Genomic DNA, 13,493 nt, shown 5'->3' with positions numbered 1-13,493 from the left:
ATGAGATAAAAAATTTACATTACATATTAATGCGACTTGGCTCTCATAAATATGTAATAAAAATACGTTTTTTGGCTATTATTATGATGTTTTATTCGCTGAATCGTAGTAAGCATTGAAAAAAAATTACAGAAAAGCTTTTTTTCGCGTAAAAAATCAAGTAAAGTATAAGGCGTAGGGTACAGAGGTAAGATGTTCTATCTTTCAGACCTTTTACTTCACGTAATCGGATTTAGCTGAATATTAGCTGCTCCAGTCAAAATTTTGACTGGAGCATTTTTTTATCCAAAATTTGTGTAAAGTTATCGTGCTTGCCGTTGTGCGCCGAGTGACGCACAAGGATCGAAATGGATCAAATTGGCGTGCTATACCAGCTATCAAGTTTGAGACGCAATTTATCAATACCGATTTTTTTCAATGCTGAAAAATATTCGACTTCGACGTCTCCCCCTAATGGAGAGAGTGCTTGGCGGACTTCCATTAATTGTTTTTTGCGTGCGCCAGAAGCGAGTTTATCTGCCTTAGTCAAAAGGACTAATACAGGAATTTCCATCGCAATAGACCATTCAATCATTTGCATATCAAGGTCTTTTAGTGGATGACGAATATCCATCAATACGACAAGACCTTTAATACACTCCCTTTTTTGTAGGTATTCACCAAGCGCTTTTTGCCATTTGCGTTTCATCTCTTCCGGCACTTCGGCATAGCCATAACCCGGTAAGTCGACAAGACGAATGCCTTCTTCCACTTCGAACAGGTTAATTAACTGTGTCCGTCCAGGCGTTTTACTGGTGCGAGCAAGGCTTTTTTGTTGTGTAAGCGCGTTTAGTGCGCTGGATTTACCTGCATTGGAGCGGCCTGCAAAGGCAACTTCTATACCCGTATCTTTTGGTAGATGACGGATATCGGGTGCACTGATGACAAATTTTGTCATATGGTAGTTATGGTTTTTGATTGTCATAGGTTGTTCTCCCTGAGTTGACCTTTTGAGGCTGAGGGATTATAGCGACTGGTGGCAGACAAACAAAGCCAAAATTGCGATAGAGCAGTAGCTGTTTGCTTTTGAAACAACGATTTTACGTACATATTGGGCGTCATCTGACAGTTTTTGATGATTACTCGCTTATCTGACGTAAATAAAGGTAAATCTTTAGCAATATATTCAGCTTAGCTCTAGAATTGGTGAATTGTACTCGTCATACTTCCAGTTGCAGCTTTGTTGGCTATGTCTATTCACATGAGTCACATATTTGCTTATGCGCTTAGCTGCACCTCGAACTATTTCGAGTATAATTAAGTCATTTAGCTATAGCGAAAGGGATCTTGAATGTTAAAACGAATTTTTGTGCCTTTACTGGCGGTCTGTGCTATCAGCGCATCTTCTCTAGCATTAGCTGCGGGTGAAACGTATGTTAAATTAGTCACCTCAGCAGGTAATATTGAATTAGAACTGAATAATAAAAAAGCACCTGTGACCACTGAGAACTTTCTACAATATGTGAATGAAGGTTATTACAACGGAACAACGTTTCACCGTGTTATTCCTGGTTTTATGATCCAGGGTGGCGGTTTTAACAAAGATCTTCAGCAAAAGCAGACTCGTGCTCCAATTAAAAATGAAGCAGATAACGGTTTGCGCAATTTACGTGGAACCATTTCTATGGCACGTACAGCGAATAAAGACAGTGCGACCAGCCAGTTTTTTATTAATGTCGCTGACAATGCTTTCTTAGATCACGGTCAACGTGATTTTGGTTACGCTGTTTTTGGTAAAGTGGTAAAAGGCATGGATGTAGTGGATAAAATCTCTAAAGTAAAAACAGAGAATGTTGGTCCATATCAAAATGTGCCTGTTGAACCAATATCAATTATTTCTGCGGAAGTCATTAAAAAGCCATAATAGATAGAGTGGGTAGGTCGCTAGTATTTACCCACTTATATTATTTTTCATGTATAAGGCTGTATCACTGTGAGTGCTATTTATGTAGTGATGTACTCACAGAGTATATTTCCCCATTAATTAGAATTTATTTTCTTTTTCCCTTCTCTTTTTTCATTCTTTTCTTCTTATTAACCTGCTAGTTATTTTTACATAAATTCAATTTTGTGATCTTGCTCACCGCGCGGTTTGAAAACGGTTTGTTTGACATTTTTTCTTTGTGTTTCGTTGTTAATACATTTACTAACTTAAATATTGGCCTTTGCTAGGCATTTGCATGAAAAAATAAGTCAATCAATTGAAAGCGGTGACTTTCGATTTGAATGGAATCGAAAGGTTTTTTGAGGTTTTTTGCTCTAAAAATGAACTTTAACAAGGATCACATTTTCGATTGACTCACTCTGCTGTAATTCAGATATGTTGTTAGCATGGTCAATCGTGATAACAAGGTGATGTTTTTCGGAGTGATAAACATGAGTACAGATACCGTAAAAAGACGTGAATGCATCATGGATATGTTGTGCCAAGAAGGGAGTGTTCGTGTCGATGCTTTAAGCAAACAGTTTAATGTTTCTAGCGTCACTATTCGAAATGATTTACGTTATCTGGAAAAAAAGGGTTGTGCCTTACGCTCTTATGGCGGTGCAATGGTGAATCATAAATTTGCTTTTGATAGACCGTTACAAGTGAAAGGTCGCATGGATCGAGAAATTAAAACTCGTATTGCCAAAAAAGCGGCGGAATTTGTGAATGATGGGGATTCTCTCATCATTGATTCAGGCTCAACAACAGCAGAAATCGTTCCTTTTTTAAAACACCACCGTGATTTAGTCGTGATGACTAATGCTCTCAATATCGCATACGAACTGGCCGGTTTCGACAGCGTAGATGTTATGGTTCTTGGTGGACACGTACGCAAAAATTCTTATTCCCTTTATGGTCCTGCCGCCGAACAGCAGTTATCACAGTACCGTTTTGATACGTTGTTTCTTGGGGTAGATGGCTTTGATCTCGAAGCTGGGATCACCACACCGAATAGCGGAGAAGCGCATCTCAACCGTGTGATGTGTGATGTGGCACATCAAATTATCGCTGTAGCAGATGGCACTAAATTTGGGCGAAAGAGTTTTTGTTTAATACGCGAAGCTAGACTGATCCATCGTCTTATTACTGATAGCCGCATTCCACTTCATTATCGCCAAGCTTTAACGGCATTTGGTGTAGAAGTCATTGTTGTTGATGAATAAGGCATATCTATTTTAATTCTTAATTAAAAACGCAACGTTTTTAATCATATCTGAGTTATTTGGAGATATTATGCAGCCGCTATTACAGCTGATCCATCGCCATAAATCTGGCGAGGACGTTGGGGTTTACTCTGTCTGTTCCGCACACCCTTGGGTTCTAGAAAGTGCGATTCGTTTTGCTAAACAACGTAACTCTTCAGTATTAATTGAAGCCACTTCTAACCAAGTTAACCAGTTCGGTGGCTATACCGGTATGCTTCCTTGCGATTTTCGTGAAATGGTATGGAAAATTGCCGATCGATTGGCTTTCCCACGTGAAAAAGTGTGGTTAGGCGGCGATCATTTAGGCCCTAATGCATGGCAAAACCGTTGCGCTGATGAGGCGATGCAACTATCAGAAACACTCATTTATGATTATGTTGCGGCAGGCTTTCGTAAAATTCACCTTGATTGTTCAATGTCTTGTGCTGATGACCCTATTCCTTTGAGCGATGACGTTGTCGCTTCCCGTGCGGCAAGGCTATGCCAAGTGGCTGAACGTAGCTGGCAAGATCATGGTGGTGAAGCCCCTGTTTATGTTATTGGCACAGAAGTTCCTGTGCCGGGCGGTGCGAAAGAATCGATGGATGGATTACAAGTTACATCGCCCGAAGCTGCTAAAACCACATTGTCTATCCATAAAAATAAATGGCAAGAGCATGGGTTAGCCGATGTGTGGCCCCGAGTGATTGCCTTGGTTGTGCAGCCAGGGGTCGAATTTGATCATCACAATGTTGAACATTATCAACCTGAAAAAGCGAAAGCACTTAGCCAATTTATCGAATCAGTTCCCCATCTTGTTTATGAAGCACACTCTACCGATTACCAAGCACTAAAGGCGTATCGTCAGTTAGTCCGCGACCATTTTGCGATCTTAAAAGTTGGCCCTGCATTAACGTTTGCTTTACGTGAAGGGTTATTTGCACTCGATAAATTAGATCGTGAATGGAATGGTGAGCGTGATGCTGCCCATTTACACGCAACCCTCGAACAAATTATGAATGAGCAGCCAGAGCGTTGGAGCCCTTATTACAAAGGGAGTGCTCATCAGCAATACATCGACAGACAATATAGCTTAAGTGACCGTATTCGCTATTACTGGGCGGAGCCTGAAGTTGAAAAAGCAGTGGCGAAATTATTGGACAATTTACGGCAAAACCCAGTACCGATTTCGATGCTGAGCCAATACCTACCAGAGCAGGCCGAAGCCGTTAAAGTCGGTGACTTAGAGAATGACCCAAAAGCGTGGGTCATGGATAAGGTTCGAAGCGTATTACTTCAATATGCGTTGGCATGTGAATCACAGTCAAAAGGAGCGGTGGCATGAAGGAAATATTGTCATATTCACAATCATGGTTAGAGCAGCACGGCGCTCTGTTTACTGCACAAGAAATTACTCATCAGCCCCGCTTATGGCGTGAATTATATCGGGAGTTAGCGGCTAAATCGGAGCAATGGCAACCGTTTTTATCTGAACTGCTCGCCAAGCCGGATTTACAAATTGTGTTATGTGGTGCTGGGTCGTCTGCCTTTGCAGGGAAAGCCATGGCACCTTGGTTACGTGAATATTGTGGATTAGACGTACATGCGTATGCATCTACCGATATTGTACCAACACCTTGGCATTACCTCGATAAACATAAACCGACATTATTAGTTTCTTATGCTCGCTCGGGTAACAGTCCTGAAAGTGTTGGTGTCGTAGAGCTGGCAGATGAGCTACTCGACGATGTTTATCACCTTATGTTGACCTGTAATCCAGATGGCGCTTTGGCACGTTATGCGGAAGGGAAAAAGCATGTTTGCTCTTTAATCATGCCCGATGGTTCTCATGATAGCAGCTTTGCCATGACCTCAAGCTTTAGCTGTATGACATTAGCGACATTATTACTATTTGGTGTTCAAGATTTTACTCAAGCACGTAGTTATGTTGAAGAGATTGCCACACTTGCAGAAACCGGCATTCCACAATGGTTGCCGATGATCCAAGGCATGACAGGAAATGGTTTTAGTCGAATGGTTGTGCTTGGCTCAAGTTGTTTTACGGGGATTGCCGAAGAAGGGGCGCTGAAGATGTTAGAGCTCACATCGGGGAAAGTTGCAACGCGCTTTGATTCAACATTAGGGGTTCGCCATGGCCCTAAACTTATGATTGATAAAGAAACATTGGTAATAGTGATGTTATCAGCCGAAGAGTATTGCCGTCACTATGATATAGATTTGCTCAATGAGCTGAAACATGACCAGCGGGCAAAACACATTGTGGCATTGAGTAGTTTACCTTTAGAGCAGGCCGTCGTGCTTGATAGCCCACTCAATGATATTTGGTTGATATTTCCTTATCTCGTCTTTTTACAGCTTTTGTCATTTGAAGCTTCTCTCAATCATGGTTTATCACCGGATAACCCTTGTCCGACGGGGGAAGTGAATCGTGTTGTTAAAGGTGTTCAGCTATACCCATACAAATCAACAAAATAATAATAGGAGTGAGTATGTCTACCCCAAATATATTGATGACTCGTATCGATAATCGTTTGATCCATGGTCAAGTTGGCGTGACTTGGACAAATTCTCTTGGTGCTAATTTAGTGGTTGTTGCAAATGATGAAGCCGCCGTTGATCCCGTTGCTCAATCTTTGATGGATATGGTGGTTTCCGATGGTGTACAAACTCGCTATTTTACGCTGCAAAAAACCATTGATGTGATCCATAAGGCTGCGGATCGACAAAAGATTTTTATCGTTTGTAAAACGCCTCAAGATGTACTCACCCTAGTTCAAGGTGGAGTTCCTATCAAATTTGTCAATGTTGGCAATATGCACTTTATCGAAGGTAAAAAACAAATTCATAAAACGGTCTCTGTGGATGATAGCGATATTAATGCATTCCGCGAATTAGAAAAATTAGGGATCACTTGTGAAATTCGTCGTGTACCTGATGAGGCGGGGGAAGCCGTCTCTAAGCTAATTAGCTAAGGAGGTCAGTATGATGACTGACGCACTACTTATCGCTTTGATTGCTGGGATCGCGGGGGTCGATTTATTTAATGGTTTGACACACTTCCATCGACCTGTGGTTATTGGGCCTATTGTTGGATTGATTTTAGGTGATGTGCAAACGGGGTTATTAGTCGGAGGAACGTTAGAGCTGGTTTGGATGGGGATGGTGCCACTTGCTGGTGCTCAGCCACCCAATGTCGTGATTGGCGGTATTATTGGCACGACATTTGCCATCATGACACATGCGGATCCTAAAGTTGCTATCGGTATTGCTGTACCGTTTTCTATCGCGGTACAAGGCTGTATCACATTACTGTTCACACTCTATTCACCCATGATGCATAAATGTGACGAAATGGTGAAAAAGCTCAATTGGCGCGGTATTGAGATGGTGAACTATTTTGGGATCCTGATTCTGTTTTCTTTCTACTTTATTGTTGCTTTCTTACCCATCTACTTTGGTGCTGATGCCGCAAGCGCCATGGTGCAAAAAGCACCTCAATGGCTATTGGATGGCTTAGCTGTGGCGGGTGGCATGATGCCTGCGATTGGTTTCTCACTACTGATGAAAATCATGATGAAAAAGACGTATGTTGCCTATTTTATTCTTGGTTTTATTTCAGTGACTTTCCTGAATATGCCCATTATTGCGGTCGCACTTGGCGCGTTTGCAATCGCACTGATTGATTTCTTCAACCGCACACGTAATGACAACAATGATAACGGCAGCTCACCTAAAGTTGCTCAGGAGATGAATGATGGCATTTAATGACAATGATGAAGCTCTGGCAGCAAAAGCGGAGCAACGAATGGCTCAAGCGATGGCAACTAGTCAGGTTGAGCGTGATGATTACCTTGATAGCGAACCTGCAACAGCACTGACTCACCGTGATATTAACGTTATGGCACTGCGTTCGCTATTACTACAAGCTTCTTTTAACTATGAACGTATGCAAGCTGGCGGTTGGCTTTATACCTTGATCCCAGCGTTACGTAAAATTCATAAAAAACCGGAAGATTTATCTAATTCTATGAAAATGCACATGGAATTTATCAATGTGCATCCATTTGATGTGACATTTTTATCCGGTTTAGTGCTAGCGATGGAGCGTAGCAAGGAGAAGATTTCCACCATTCGTGCAGTGAAAATAGCGTTAATGGGGCCGCTAGGCGGCATCGGCGATGCGTTGTTCTGGCTAACCTTATTGCCCATCTGTGCTGGTATTGGGGCATCACTCGCACTACAAGGCAGTTTATTTGGGCCGATTATTTTTCTGCTTATGTTCAATATCGTGCATTTCGCATTGCGTTTTGGACTGGCTCATTATGGTTATCGCGCGGGAACAAAAGCGATAGCCATGCTAAAAGCACATACCAAAAATATCTCACATGCCGCTTCTATTGTTGGAATGACGGTTATCGGCGCCCTAGTTGCCTCTTATGTGCATCTTTCTACACCACTAATCATGACGGCTGGTGAAGCAAAAGTGGCTTTACAGACAGACGTTCTAGACAAACTGATGCCAAATTTATTGCCATTAAGCTTTACGTTACTTGTCTACTGGCTAATGAAAAAAGGTTTTTCACCTGTGAAATTAATTGGTGTCACCGTGGTATTTGGCGTGCTTGGTAAATTAGTTGGATTCTTATAAGAGGAATGGCAAATGTTAGGTGTCGTCATTACAGGCCATGGAGGTTTTGCGAGTGGCCTGTTACAAGCAGTACAACAGGTTATTGGCCCACAAGAACAATGTGTTGCGATAGATTTTCCTGAGGGAATGTGTACCGATTCGCTTCAACAAGCATTAAGAAAGGCAAGTCAGCAATGTGATCAAGGTGATGGTGTCGTTTTTTTAACAGATTTATTAGGTGGCTCACCATTTCGGCAAGCGTCATTGATGGCCTTGGAAAATCAAAACTACCAAGTTATCACTGGAACCAATATGCAAATGGTCGCAGAAATGATGCTGGAGAGGGATGGAATGTCAGTAACAGAATTCCGCGATATGGCATTGGAGTGTGGGCATCGGGGTTTAACCAGTTTGTGGCATGAGCAACAACGTGAAAAACAATCTGTTGCTCATGATGATGGCATTTAAGGAGAGCATATGTATTTAATTTCTAACCGTGAAATGTTGAAAAAAGCACAACGTAATGGTTATGCAGTTCCCGCTTTTAATGTACATAACCTTGAAACTGTTCAAGTTGTTGTCGAAACAGCAGCAGCCATGTCATCCCCCGTTATTTTAGCAGGAACACCGAGCACGTTTACTTATGCAGGATTGGAATACATGGTATCGATTTGTCGTGAAGCTGCACGAGTGAATCACTTACCGATTGCATTACATCTTGATCACCATGAGGAGTATGACGATATTTGCCGTAAAGTACGTGCCGGTATTCGTTCTGTGATGATTGATGGCTCTCACTTTGCTTTCGAACAGAATATCGAAGCCGTCAGTAGAGTCGTGAAATATTGCCAAAATTATGATGTCAGCGTTGAGGCGGAGTTAGGGCGATTAGGGGGGCAAGAGGACGATTTAGTCGTTGATAGCAAAGATAGCTTCTATACTGATCCTATGGCGGCGAAAGAGTATATCACGCGTACAGGTATTGATTCATTGGCCGTCGCGATAGGATCCGCCCATGGCTTATATCATGGTGAACCTCACCTTGATTTTGAGCGTTTAGCGGCGATTAAACAGCAAGTCGATATTCCTTTGGTCCTACACGGTGCTTCTGGTATCCCTGAAGAGATGATTAAACGAGCGATTTCACTTGGTGTGTGCAAAGTGAATGTGGCAACAGATTTAAAAATTGCTTTTGCGGATGCTGTCAAAGCGCATTTTGCTGAGCACCCAGACGCTAATGACCCTCGTAAATATATTACACCAGGTAAAGAGGCAATGCGTAAAGTCGTTGAAAGTAAAATCAATATTTGTGGCAGTGCAGGTATGATGTAAGTCGTGTTTACTGACGCATACAAGGGGCACTGATAGGATGTAAGATGATGAAATCAGATAAACAGATATATGTTCGTAGGGCATTATTGCCTTCTGGGTGGGCTGATAATGTTTTAGTCGTATTGAATGATAATGGGTGTATCCAACACGTTATCCCGAATACGCAGTCTGCTGAAGAGCTATTGCCATTCACATTATTGCCTGCACTTATTGATACCCACATTCATGGTAGTGCTGGTGCCGATGTGATGGATGCGACCCATGAATCGCTCAATAATATATCTCGTTTCTTAGCATCGAAAGGCGTTGGCGCATTTTTAGCAACAACAGTGACCGCCCAGCATAAAGATATTGAGCGGGCATTGGTTCAAGTGAAAGATAGCCAGAAGCAAGGGGTAGATGGCGCCGAAATTCTAGGAAGTTATCTTGAAGGGCCATTTTTTACGGCCCAACATAAAGGAGCTCACCCAGAAAGCTTATTGCACCAACCTGAGAAAGCCCTATTACAGCAATGGATATCACTTGCTGAAGGAAGTTTAAAATGTGTAGCTCTCGCACCCGAGCATCCAACCTCTCTTGAGCTAATACCTTGGTTAAAATCACAAGGGATCCGTGTCATGCTTGGCCACTCCAGTGCGGATTATGCATTGACTCAGGATGGGCTAAATCAAGGTGCGGATGGGGTTGTTCATTGCTATAACGGCATGAATGGCCTACATCATCGTGAGCCAGGCATGGTCGGTGCAGCCTTAACCAACGACCAATGTCAGGTTGAATTAATCTGTGATGGTCATCATGTACATCCTGCCGCTATCAAAGTGGTTTACCGCTGCTGTGGGGAGCGGTTACTACTGATTACAGATGCGATGCGTGCTACTGGCATGCCTGATGGTGAATACTCTCTCGGTGAAATGACTGTGCAGATGAAAAAGGGGGTTGTCAGAACAGAAAGTGGTAGCCTCGCAGGGAGTACCTTAACCCTCGAACAAGGAGTGAAAACATTGCAGCAAGCTTGCGACATATCATTCGCACAAGCATGGTTACATGGCAGTTTATATCCAGCAAAAGCATTAGGTATTGCGGATCGTCTGGGATCAATCGCCCCCAACAAGCAAGCGAATTTAACGCTCTGTGATACAGCAGGCGAAATACAAGCAACCTTTGTAAACGGTAAGCGGGTTTTTCAACGATAAACAGATTTAGGGTATGAAACGCCATGCCCTAAGCGGTTGTCTTGCAATTGTATGAATAGATGTAGAATGGAACGTTGTTATTCTTATTAATTAAGAATAACTTGTTATCAGTATGTGAATATAATTCCATGATTTTTATATGGAAACTGGCTTCAGTAAATCAGATTACTTGATTTAAATAGGCTATTTTCCTGCTTCGGCTGTGTTATGATACCTGCCCCCGACTATTTTTTGCTATTTTTTAGTCAGAGTTCTGATTGCTAAGCGCAAAAAACTGTGTATGGGAATATAACATATAATGATAAAAATCAGTCGGATAGGCTACTATGCTTTTACTTATTGATAATTACGATTCATTTACTTATAACCTATATCAATACTTCTGTGAATTAGGGGCGGAAGTACTCGTTAAACGTAATGATGAAATTTCTATCGAAGAGATAGAGTTGTTAGCGCCTACACACCTAGTGATCTCACCAGGCCCTTGTACGCCTGATGAGGCAGGGATCTCTCTTGAAGCAATTAAATATTTTGCAGGGAAAATCCCTATCTTAGGCATTTGTCTTGGTCATCAAGCGATCGGTCAAGCCTTTGGTGCAACGGTTGTGAAGGCTAGAGAAGTGATGCATGGCAAAACATCGGCTATTCATCATAACCACCAAGGGGTATTTAAAGGTTTAAATCGGCCACTAACAGTTACACGTTATCATTCTCTCGTTATTGCCGCAGAAACATTACCAGCGTCTTTTGATGTCTCCGCATGGTCACTGAATAACGGTGACGTAGATGAAATTATGGGAATACGTCATAAAACTCTGCCAATTGAGGGAGTTCAGTTTCACCCAGAAAGTATTCTGAGTGAACAAGGCCATGAATTGCTGAATAATTTTTTAAAATATTAGTTACTCACTGTATCTATAAAAAAATAAATTCATCCCCATCACTCGCTTTGCTATTGCTCTTTTGTGATTTTTTATTCATATTTAATGATTATATTTTCACTTAGGCATTGGATAAGGCAGGTGAGGGGTATGAAAGAACCACAAGCAGTAAATCGGCAAACTTATGATCAGGTTATTTTACCTATTTATTCTCCAGCGGAATTTATTCCTGTCCGTGGGGAAGGTAGCCGAGTTTGGGATCAGCAAGGTAAAGAATATATCGATTTTGCTGGTGGGATCGCGGTATTGGCATTAGGCCATTGTCATCCTGCATTAGTTGCTGCTGTTCGTGAGCAAAGTGAGAAACTATGGCATGTCAGTAATATTTTTACTAATGAGCCAACCTTAAGATTGGCACAGAAGCTGATCAATGCGACGTTTGCTGAGCGAGTGTTCTTCGCCAATTCAGGGGCGGAAGCTAATGAAGCTGCGTTTAAGTTAGCACGCCATTATGCCATTACCAAGCACAGCCCATATAAAACCAAAATTATTGCGTTCAAACAAGCTTTCCACGGACGTACTTTCTTTACGGTTTCAGTTGGAGGCCAAGCGAAATATGCGGATGGTTTTGGGCCGAAACCTGCTGATATTATTCATGTGCCATTTAATGATCTCGATGCCGTGAAAGCGGTGATAGATGAAAATACCTGTGCGGTGGTATTAGAGCCTGTTCAAGGGGAAGGTGGTGTGACTGCTGCCACGCAAGAGTTTATGCAAGGTGTGCGTAAGCTATGTGATGATAACAATGCATTACTGGTATTTGATGAAGTACAAAGTGGTATGGGGCGCACTGGGCAGTTATTCTCTTATATGCACTACGGCGTGACACCGGATATTCTGACTACAGCTAAGGCTTTAGGTGGCGGTTTCCCTATCAGTGCAATGTTAACAACCCATGAAATTGCGCAAACTATGGGGTTGGGAACTCACGGTACCACTTATGGTGGTAACCCATTAGCCTGTGCGGTTGGTAATGCAGCATTTGATATTATCAATACAAAAGAGGTACTTGCTGGTGTGACAAAGCGTCGCGAATTATTTGTTGCTCATTTGAATAAGCTGAATGAGAAATATAATATTTTTGCTGAAATTAGAGGCATGGGGCTATTAATTGGTGCAGAGCTTAAAGGGGAATTAAAAGATCGTTCGAAAGATATTTTACAAGCTTGTGCCAATGAAGGATTAATGATGCTTAATGCTGGCGCTAATGTATTACGTTTTACGCCATCGTTAATTATTTCGGAAGAAGAAATTAATAGTGGTATGTTGAAATTAGAAAAAGCGATTGAACGTATTCTGAAATAAATACATTTTTAACACTCAAAGAGGTTAATACCTCTTTGAGTCTTTTTGACCCTATAAATAATTTGGGGTATTTGCCTTTCATTAAAGGTGACTGTTTAGGCGGTCACCAAATACAATAATAAAATGGCTCATTGTCTGTTTCCCGTTTTGAATTGGCATACTCTACTTTTTAGAGGCCGATTCAATCGCTAAATAAATGACTTTACGCACAGGATCATTAGAGCCTGATTGAGGGGGATTTTTTCATGCTCAAGGTGTTTAGTTAATTCCATATTTAATGTTGTTTCAACGATCAGTTTAGTCAGCCGTCGAGTGAACTGATTGAGCCGCTTCTCGTTTAAATTCCGCCCTGAAGTTACGTCGAATTTGCTTTGTTATACATGTCACCTGTTAAGTTATGCAGTGTATAATAACAGCTCTATTTAGGTGGCCAAATTAACTATGCCACTACACATACATCTATTCCGAAGGTGAAAGCGGAATTAATAAATAAAGAAACAGGGGAAATATTTAAAGAGACTAACCAAGGAAATAGACCGGATTATTTTTTAGGTGATAAAAATCGTCCAACGTTAATTAACGATAGAATGAAACTAAAGTAGAAAAAATCCTAGCAAATATGTATCGAATGGAAATATGGCTTCTGCTCATGCTGAAGTTGGTACTATTCGTAAGCATATGAAGATTATTACCGTTAGTCGAGATATGAATATGAGGGTGACAAAAGAGCCTGTATGTGGATATTGCCGCAATGGCAGATAAAGAAGGATTGAAATTATCAGTCAGCCGGATAATCAACGACTCGGCTTGGTGTGTGAGGGTAAAGTGACTGCCTGCCGTAAACCCGAGCTCATTCTGCCACTG

Annotated in this window: 15 protein-coding genes and 1 pseudogene; 14 read left to right on the top strand and 2 right to left on the bottom strand. The window is 41.7% G+C overall.

Annotated elements, in window-relative coordinates; genetic code table 11:
• The first annotated feature begins 192 nt into the window (after positions 1-192).
• Positions 193-240: a hypothetical protein gene (locus PR833_RS20425; protein WP_438361642.1), complete on the top strand. Its 48-nt coding sequence runs from the start codon at positions 193-195 to the stop codon at positions 238-240.
• Between the two features lie 112 nt (positions 241-352).
• Here PR833_RS20425 and yihA read toward each other — a convergent pair whose 3' ends face one another.
• Complete coding sequence (gene yihA, locus PR833_RS09950) at positions 353-964, bottom strand: ribosome biogenesis GTP-binding protein YihA/YsxC (protein WP_004923816.1); 612 nt, start codon at positions 962-964, stop codon at positions 353-355.
• Positions 965-1,330: 366 nt separating this feature from the next.
• Here yihA and ppiA point away from each other — a divergent pair, with 366 nt between their 5' ends.
• The 12 genes from ppiA (at position 1,331) to argD (ending at position 12,629) form a co-directional block, all read left to right on the top strand.
• Positions 1,331-1,903 carry a peptidylprolyl isomerase A gene (gene ppiA, locus PR833_RS09945; RefSeq protein WP_014656974.1) on the top strand — a complete coding sequence of 191 codons (573 nt, stop codon included), beginning with the start codon at positions 1,331-1,333 and terminating at the stop codon, positions 1,901-1,903.
• Between the two features lie 512 nt (positions 1,904-2,415).
• Complete coding sequence (gene agaR / locus PR833_RS09940; RefSeq protein WP_014656973.1) at positions 2,416-3,189, top strand: transcriptional repressor AgaR; 774 nt, start codon at positions 2,416-2,418, stop codon at positions 3,187-3,189.
• Positions 3,190-3,259: 70 nt separating this feature from the next.
• Entirely contained in the window at positions 3,260-4,555 is a 1,296-nt protein-coding gene (locus PR833_RS09935) for a D-tagatose-bisphosphate aldolase, class II, non-catalytic subunit (RefSeq protein ID WP_004923825.1), read from the top strand.
• On the top strand, positions 4,552-5,706 hold the full coding sequence (locus PR833_RS09930) for an SIS domain-containing protein (protein WP_272526068.1): 1,155 nt from the start codon (positions 4,552-4,554) through the stop codon (positions 5,704-5,706). The genes PR833_RS09935 and PR833_RS09930 overlap by 4 nt, the downstream gene beginning before the upstream one ends.
• 14 nt (positions 5,707-5,720) lie before the next feature.
• Positions 5,721-6,203: a PTS N-acetylgalactosamine transporter subunit IIB gene (agaV, locus tag PR833_RS09925; RefSeq protein ID WP_014656972.1), complete on the top strand. Its 483-nt coding sequence runs from the start codon at positions 5,721-5,723 to the stop codon at positions 6,201-6,203.
• A 10-nt stretch (positions 6,204-6,213) separates the two neighbouring features.
• Entirely contained in the window at positions 6,214-6,996 is a 783-nt protein-coding gene (gene agaW / locus PR833_RS09920; RefSeq protein WP_004923830.1) for a PTS N-acetylgalactosamine transporter subunit IIC, read from the top strand.
• A complete protein-coding gene (locus tag PR833_RS09915) occupies positions 6,986-7,879 on the top strand; it encodes a PTS system mannose/fructose/sorbose family transporter subunit IID (RefSeq protein WP_036942174.1) in 894 nt (297 codons plus the stop codon). Before agaW ends, PR833_RS09915 begins: the two co-directional genes overlap by 11 nt.
• Positions 7,880-7,891: 12 nt before the next feature.
• Positions 7,892-8,326 (top strand): PTS galactosamine/N-acetylgalactosamine transporter subunit IIA, encoded by a 435-nt coding sequence (gene agaF, locus PR833_RS09910; protein WP_004923836.1) that lies wholly within the window; start codon positions 7,892-7,894, stop codon positions 8,324-8,326.
• Between the two features lie 9 nt (positions 8,327-8,335).
• The gene (locus PR833_RS09905) at positions 8,336-9,190 is read left to right on the top strand and encodes a tagatose bisphosphate family class II aldolase (RefSeq protein WP_014656969.1); all 855 of its coding nucleotides are present in this window, start codon (positions 8,336-8,338) and stop codon (positions 9,188-9,190) included.
• Positions 9,191-9,234: 44 nt separating this feature from the next.
• Complete coding sequence (gene nagA / locus PR833_RS09900; RefSeq protein WP_004923842.1) at positions 9,235-10,383, top strand: N-acetylglucosamine-6-phosphate deacetylase; 1,149 nt, start codon at positions 9,235-9,237, stop codon at positions 10,381-10,383.
• Between the two features lie 326 nt (positions 10,384-10,709).
• Complete coding sequence (locus PR833_RS09895) at positions 10,710-11,285, top strand: aminodeoxychorismate synthase component II (protein ID WP_004923848.1); 576 nt, start codon at positions 10,710-10,712, stop codon at positions 11,283-11,285.
• Positions 11,286-11,414: 129 nt separating this feature from the next.
• Complete coding sequence (argD, locus tag PR833_RS09890; RefSeq protein ID WP_014656967.1) at positions 11,415-12,629, top strand: bifunctional acetylornithine/succinyldiaminopimelate transaminase; 1,215 nt, start codon at positions 11,415-11,417, stop codon at positions 12,627-12,629.
• 81 nt (positions 12,630-12,710) lie between these two features.
• Here argD and PR833_RS09885 read toward each other — a convergent pair.
• Positions 12,711-12,851 (bottom strand): annotated as a pseudogene (locus tag PR833_RS09885) (IS256 family transposase); the annotation flags it as partial.
• Between the two features lie 414 nt (positions 12,852-13,265).
• Between PR833_RS09885 and PR833_RS20420 the strand changes: the two are divergent.
• Entirely contained in the window at positions 13,266-13,391 is a 126-nt protein-coding gene (locus PR833_RS20420; protein ID WP_419177201.1) for a cytidine deaminase-like fold-containing protein, read from the top strand.
• The last annotated feature ends 102 nt before the right edge of the window (positions 13,392-13,493 follow it).

The sequence above is a fragment of the Providencia sp. PROV189 genome (assembly GCF_028480065.1).
Classification (GTDB): Bacteria; Pseudomonadota; Gammaproteobacteria; order Enterobacterales; family Enterobacteriaceae; genus Providencia; species Providencia stuartii.
This window is presented reverse-complemented; position numbering and strand designations above follow the sequence as displayed.

Bases quoted from the DNA above. Each gene is read 5' to 3' on its own strand.
- PR833_RS09930 (WP_272526068.1), top strand. From the start codon at position 4,552: ATGAAGGAAATATTGTCATATTCACAATCATGGTTAGAGCAGCACGGC.
- PR833_RS09895 (WP_004923848.1), top strand. From the start codon at position 10,710: ATGCTTTTACTTATTGATAATTACGATTCATTTACTTATAACCTATAT.
- agaV (WP_014656972.1), top strand. From the start codon at position 5,721: ATGTCTACCCCAAATATATTGATGACTCGTATCGATAATCGTTTGATC.
- ppiA (WP_014656974.1), top strand. From the start codon at position 1,331: ATGTTAAAACGAATTTTTGTGCCTTTACTGGCGGTCTGTGCTATCAGC.
- nagA (WP_004923842.1), top strand. From the start codon at position 9,235: ATGATGAAATCAGATAAACAGATATATGTTCGTAGGGCATTATTGCCT.
- agaW (WP_004923830.1), top strand. From the start codon at position 6,214: ATGATGACTGACGCACTACTTATCGCTTTGATTGCTGGGATCGCGGGG.
- PR833_RS09905 (WP_014656969.1), top strand. From the start codon at position 8,336: ATGTATTTAATTTCTAACCGTGAAATGTTGAAAAAAGCACAACGTAAT.
- PR833_RS09935 (WP_004923825.1), top strand. From the start codon at position 3,260: ATGCAGCCGCTATTACAGCTGATCCATCGCCATAAATCTGGCGAGGAC.
- PR833_RS20420 (WP_419177201.1), top strand. From the start codon at position 13,266: ATGGCTTCTGCTCATGCTGAAGTTGGTACTATTCGTAAGCATATGAAG.
- PR833_RS09915 (WP_036942174.1), top strand. From the start codon at position 6,986: ATGGCATTTAATGACAATGATGAAGCTCTGGCAGCAAAAGCGGAGCAA.
- agaR (WP_014656973.1), top strand. From the start codon at position 2,416: ATGAGTACAGATACCGTAAAAAGACGTGAATGCATCATGGATATGTTG.
- yihA (WP_004923816.1), bottom strand. From the start codon at position 964: ATGACAATCAAAAACCATAACTACCATATGACAAAATTTGTCATCAGT.
- argD (WP_014656967.1), top strand. From the start codon at position 11,415: ATGAAAGAACCACAAGCAGTAAATCGGCAAACTTATGATCAGGTTATT.
- agaF (WP_004923836.1), top strand. From the start codon at position 7,892: ATGTTAGGTGTCGTCATTACAGGCCATGGAGGTTTTGCGAGTGGCCTG.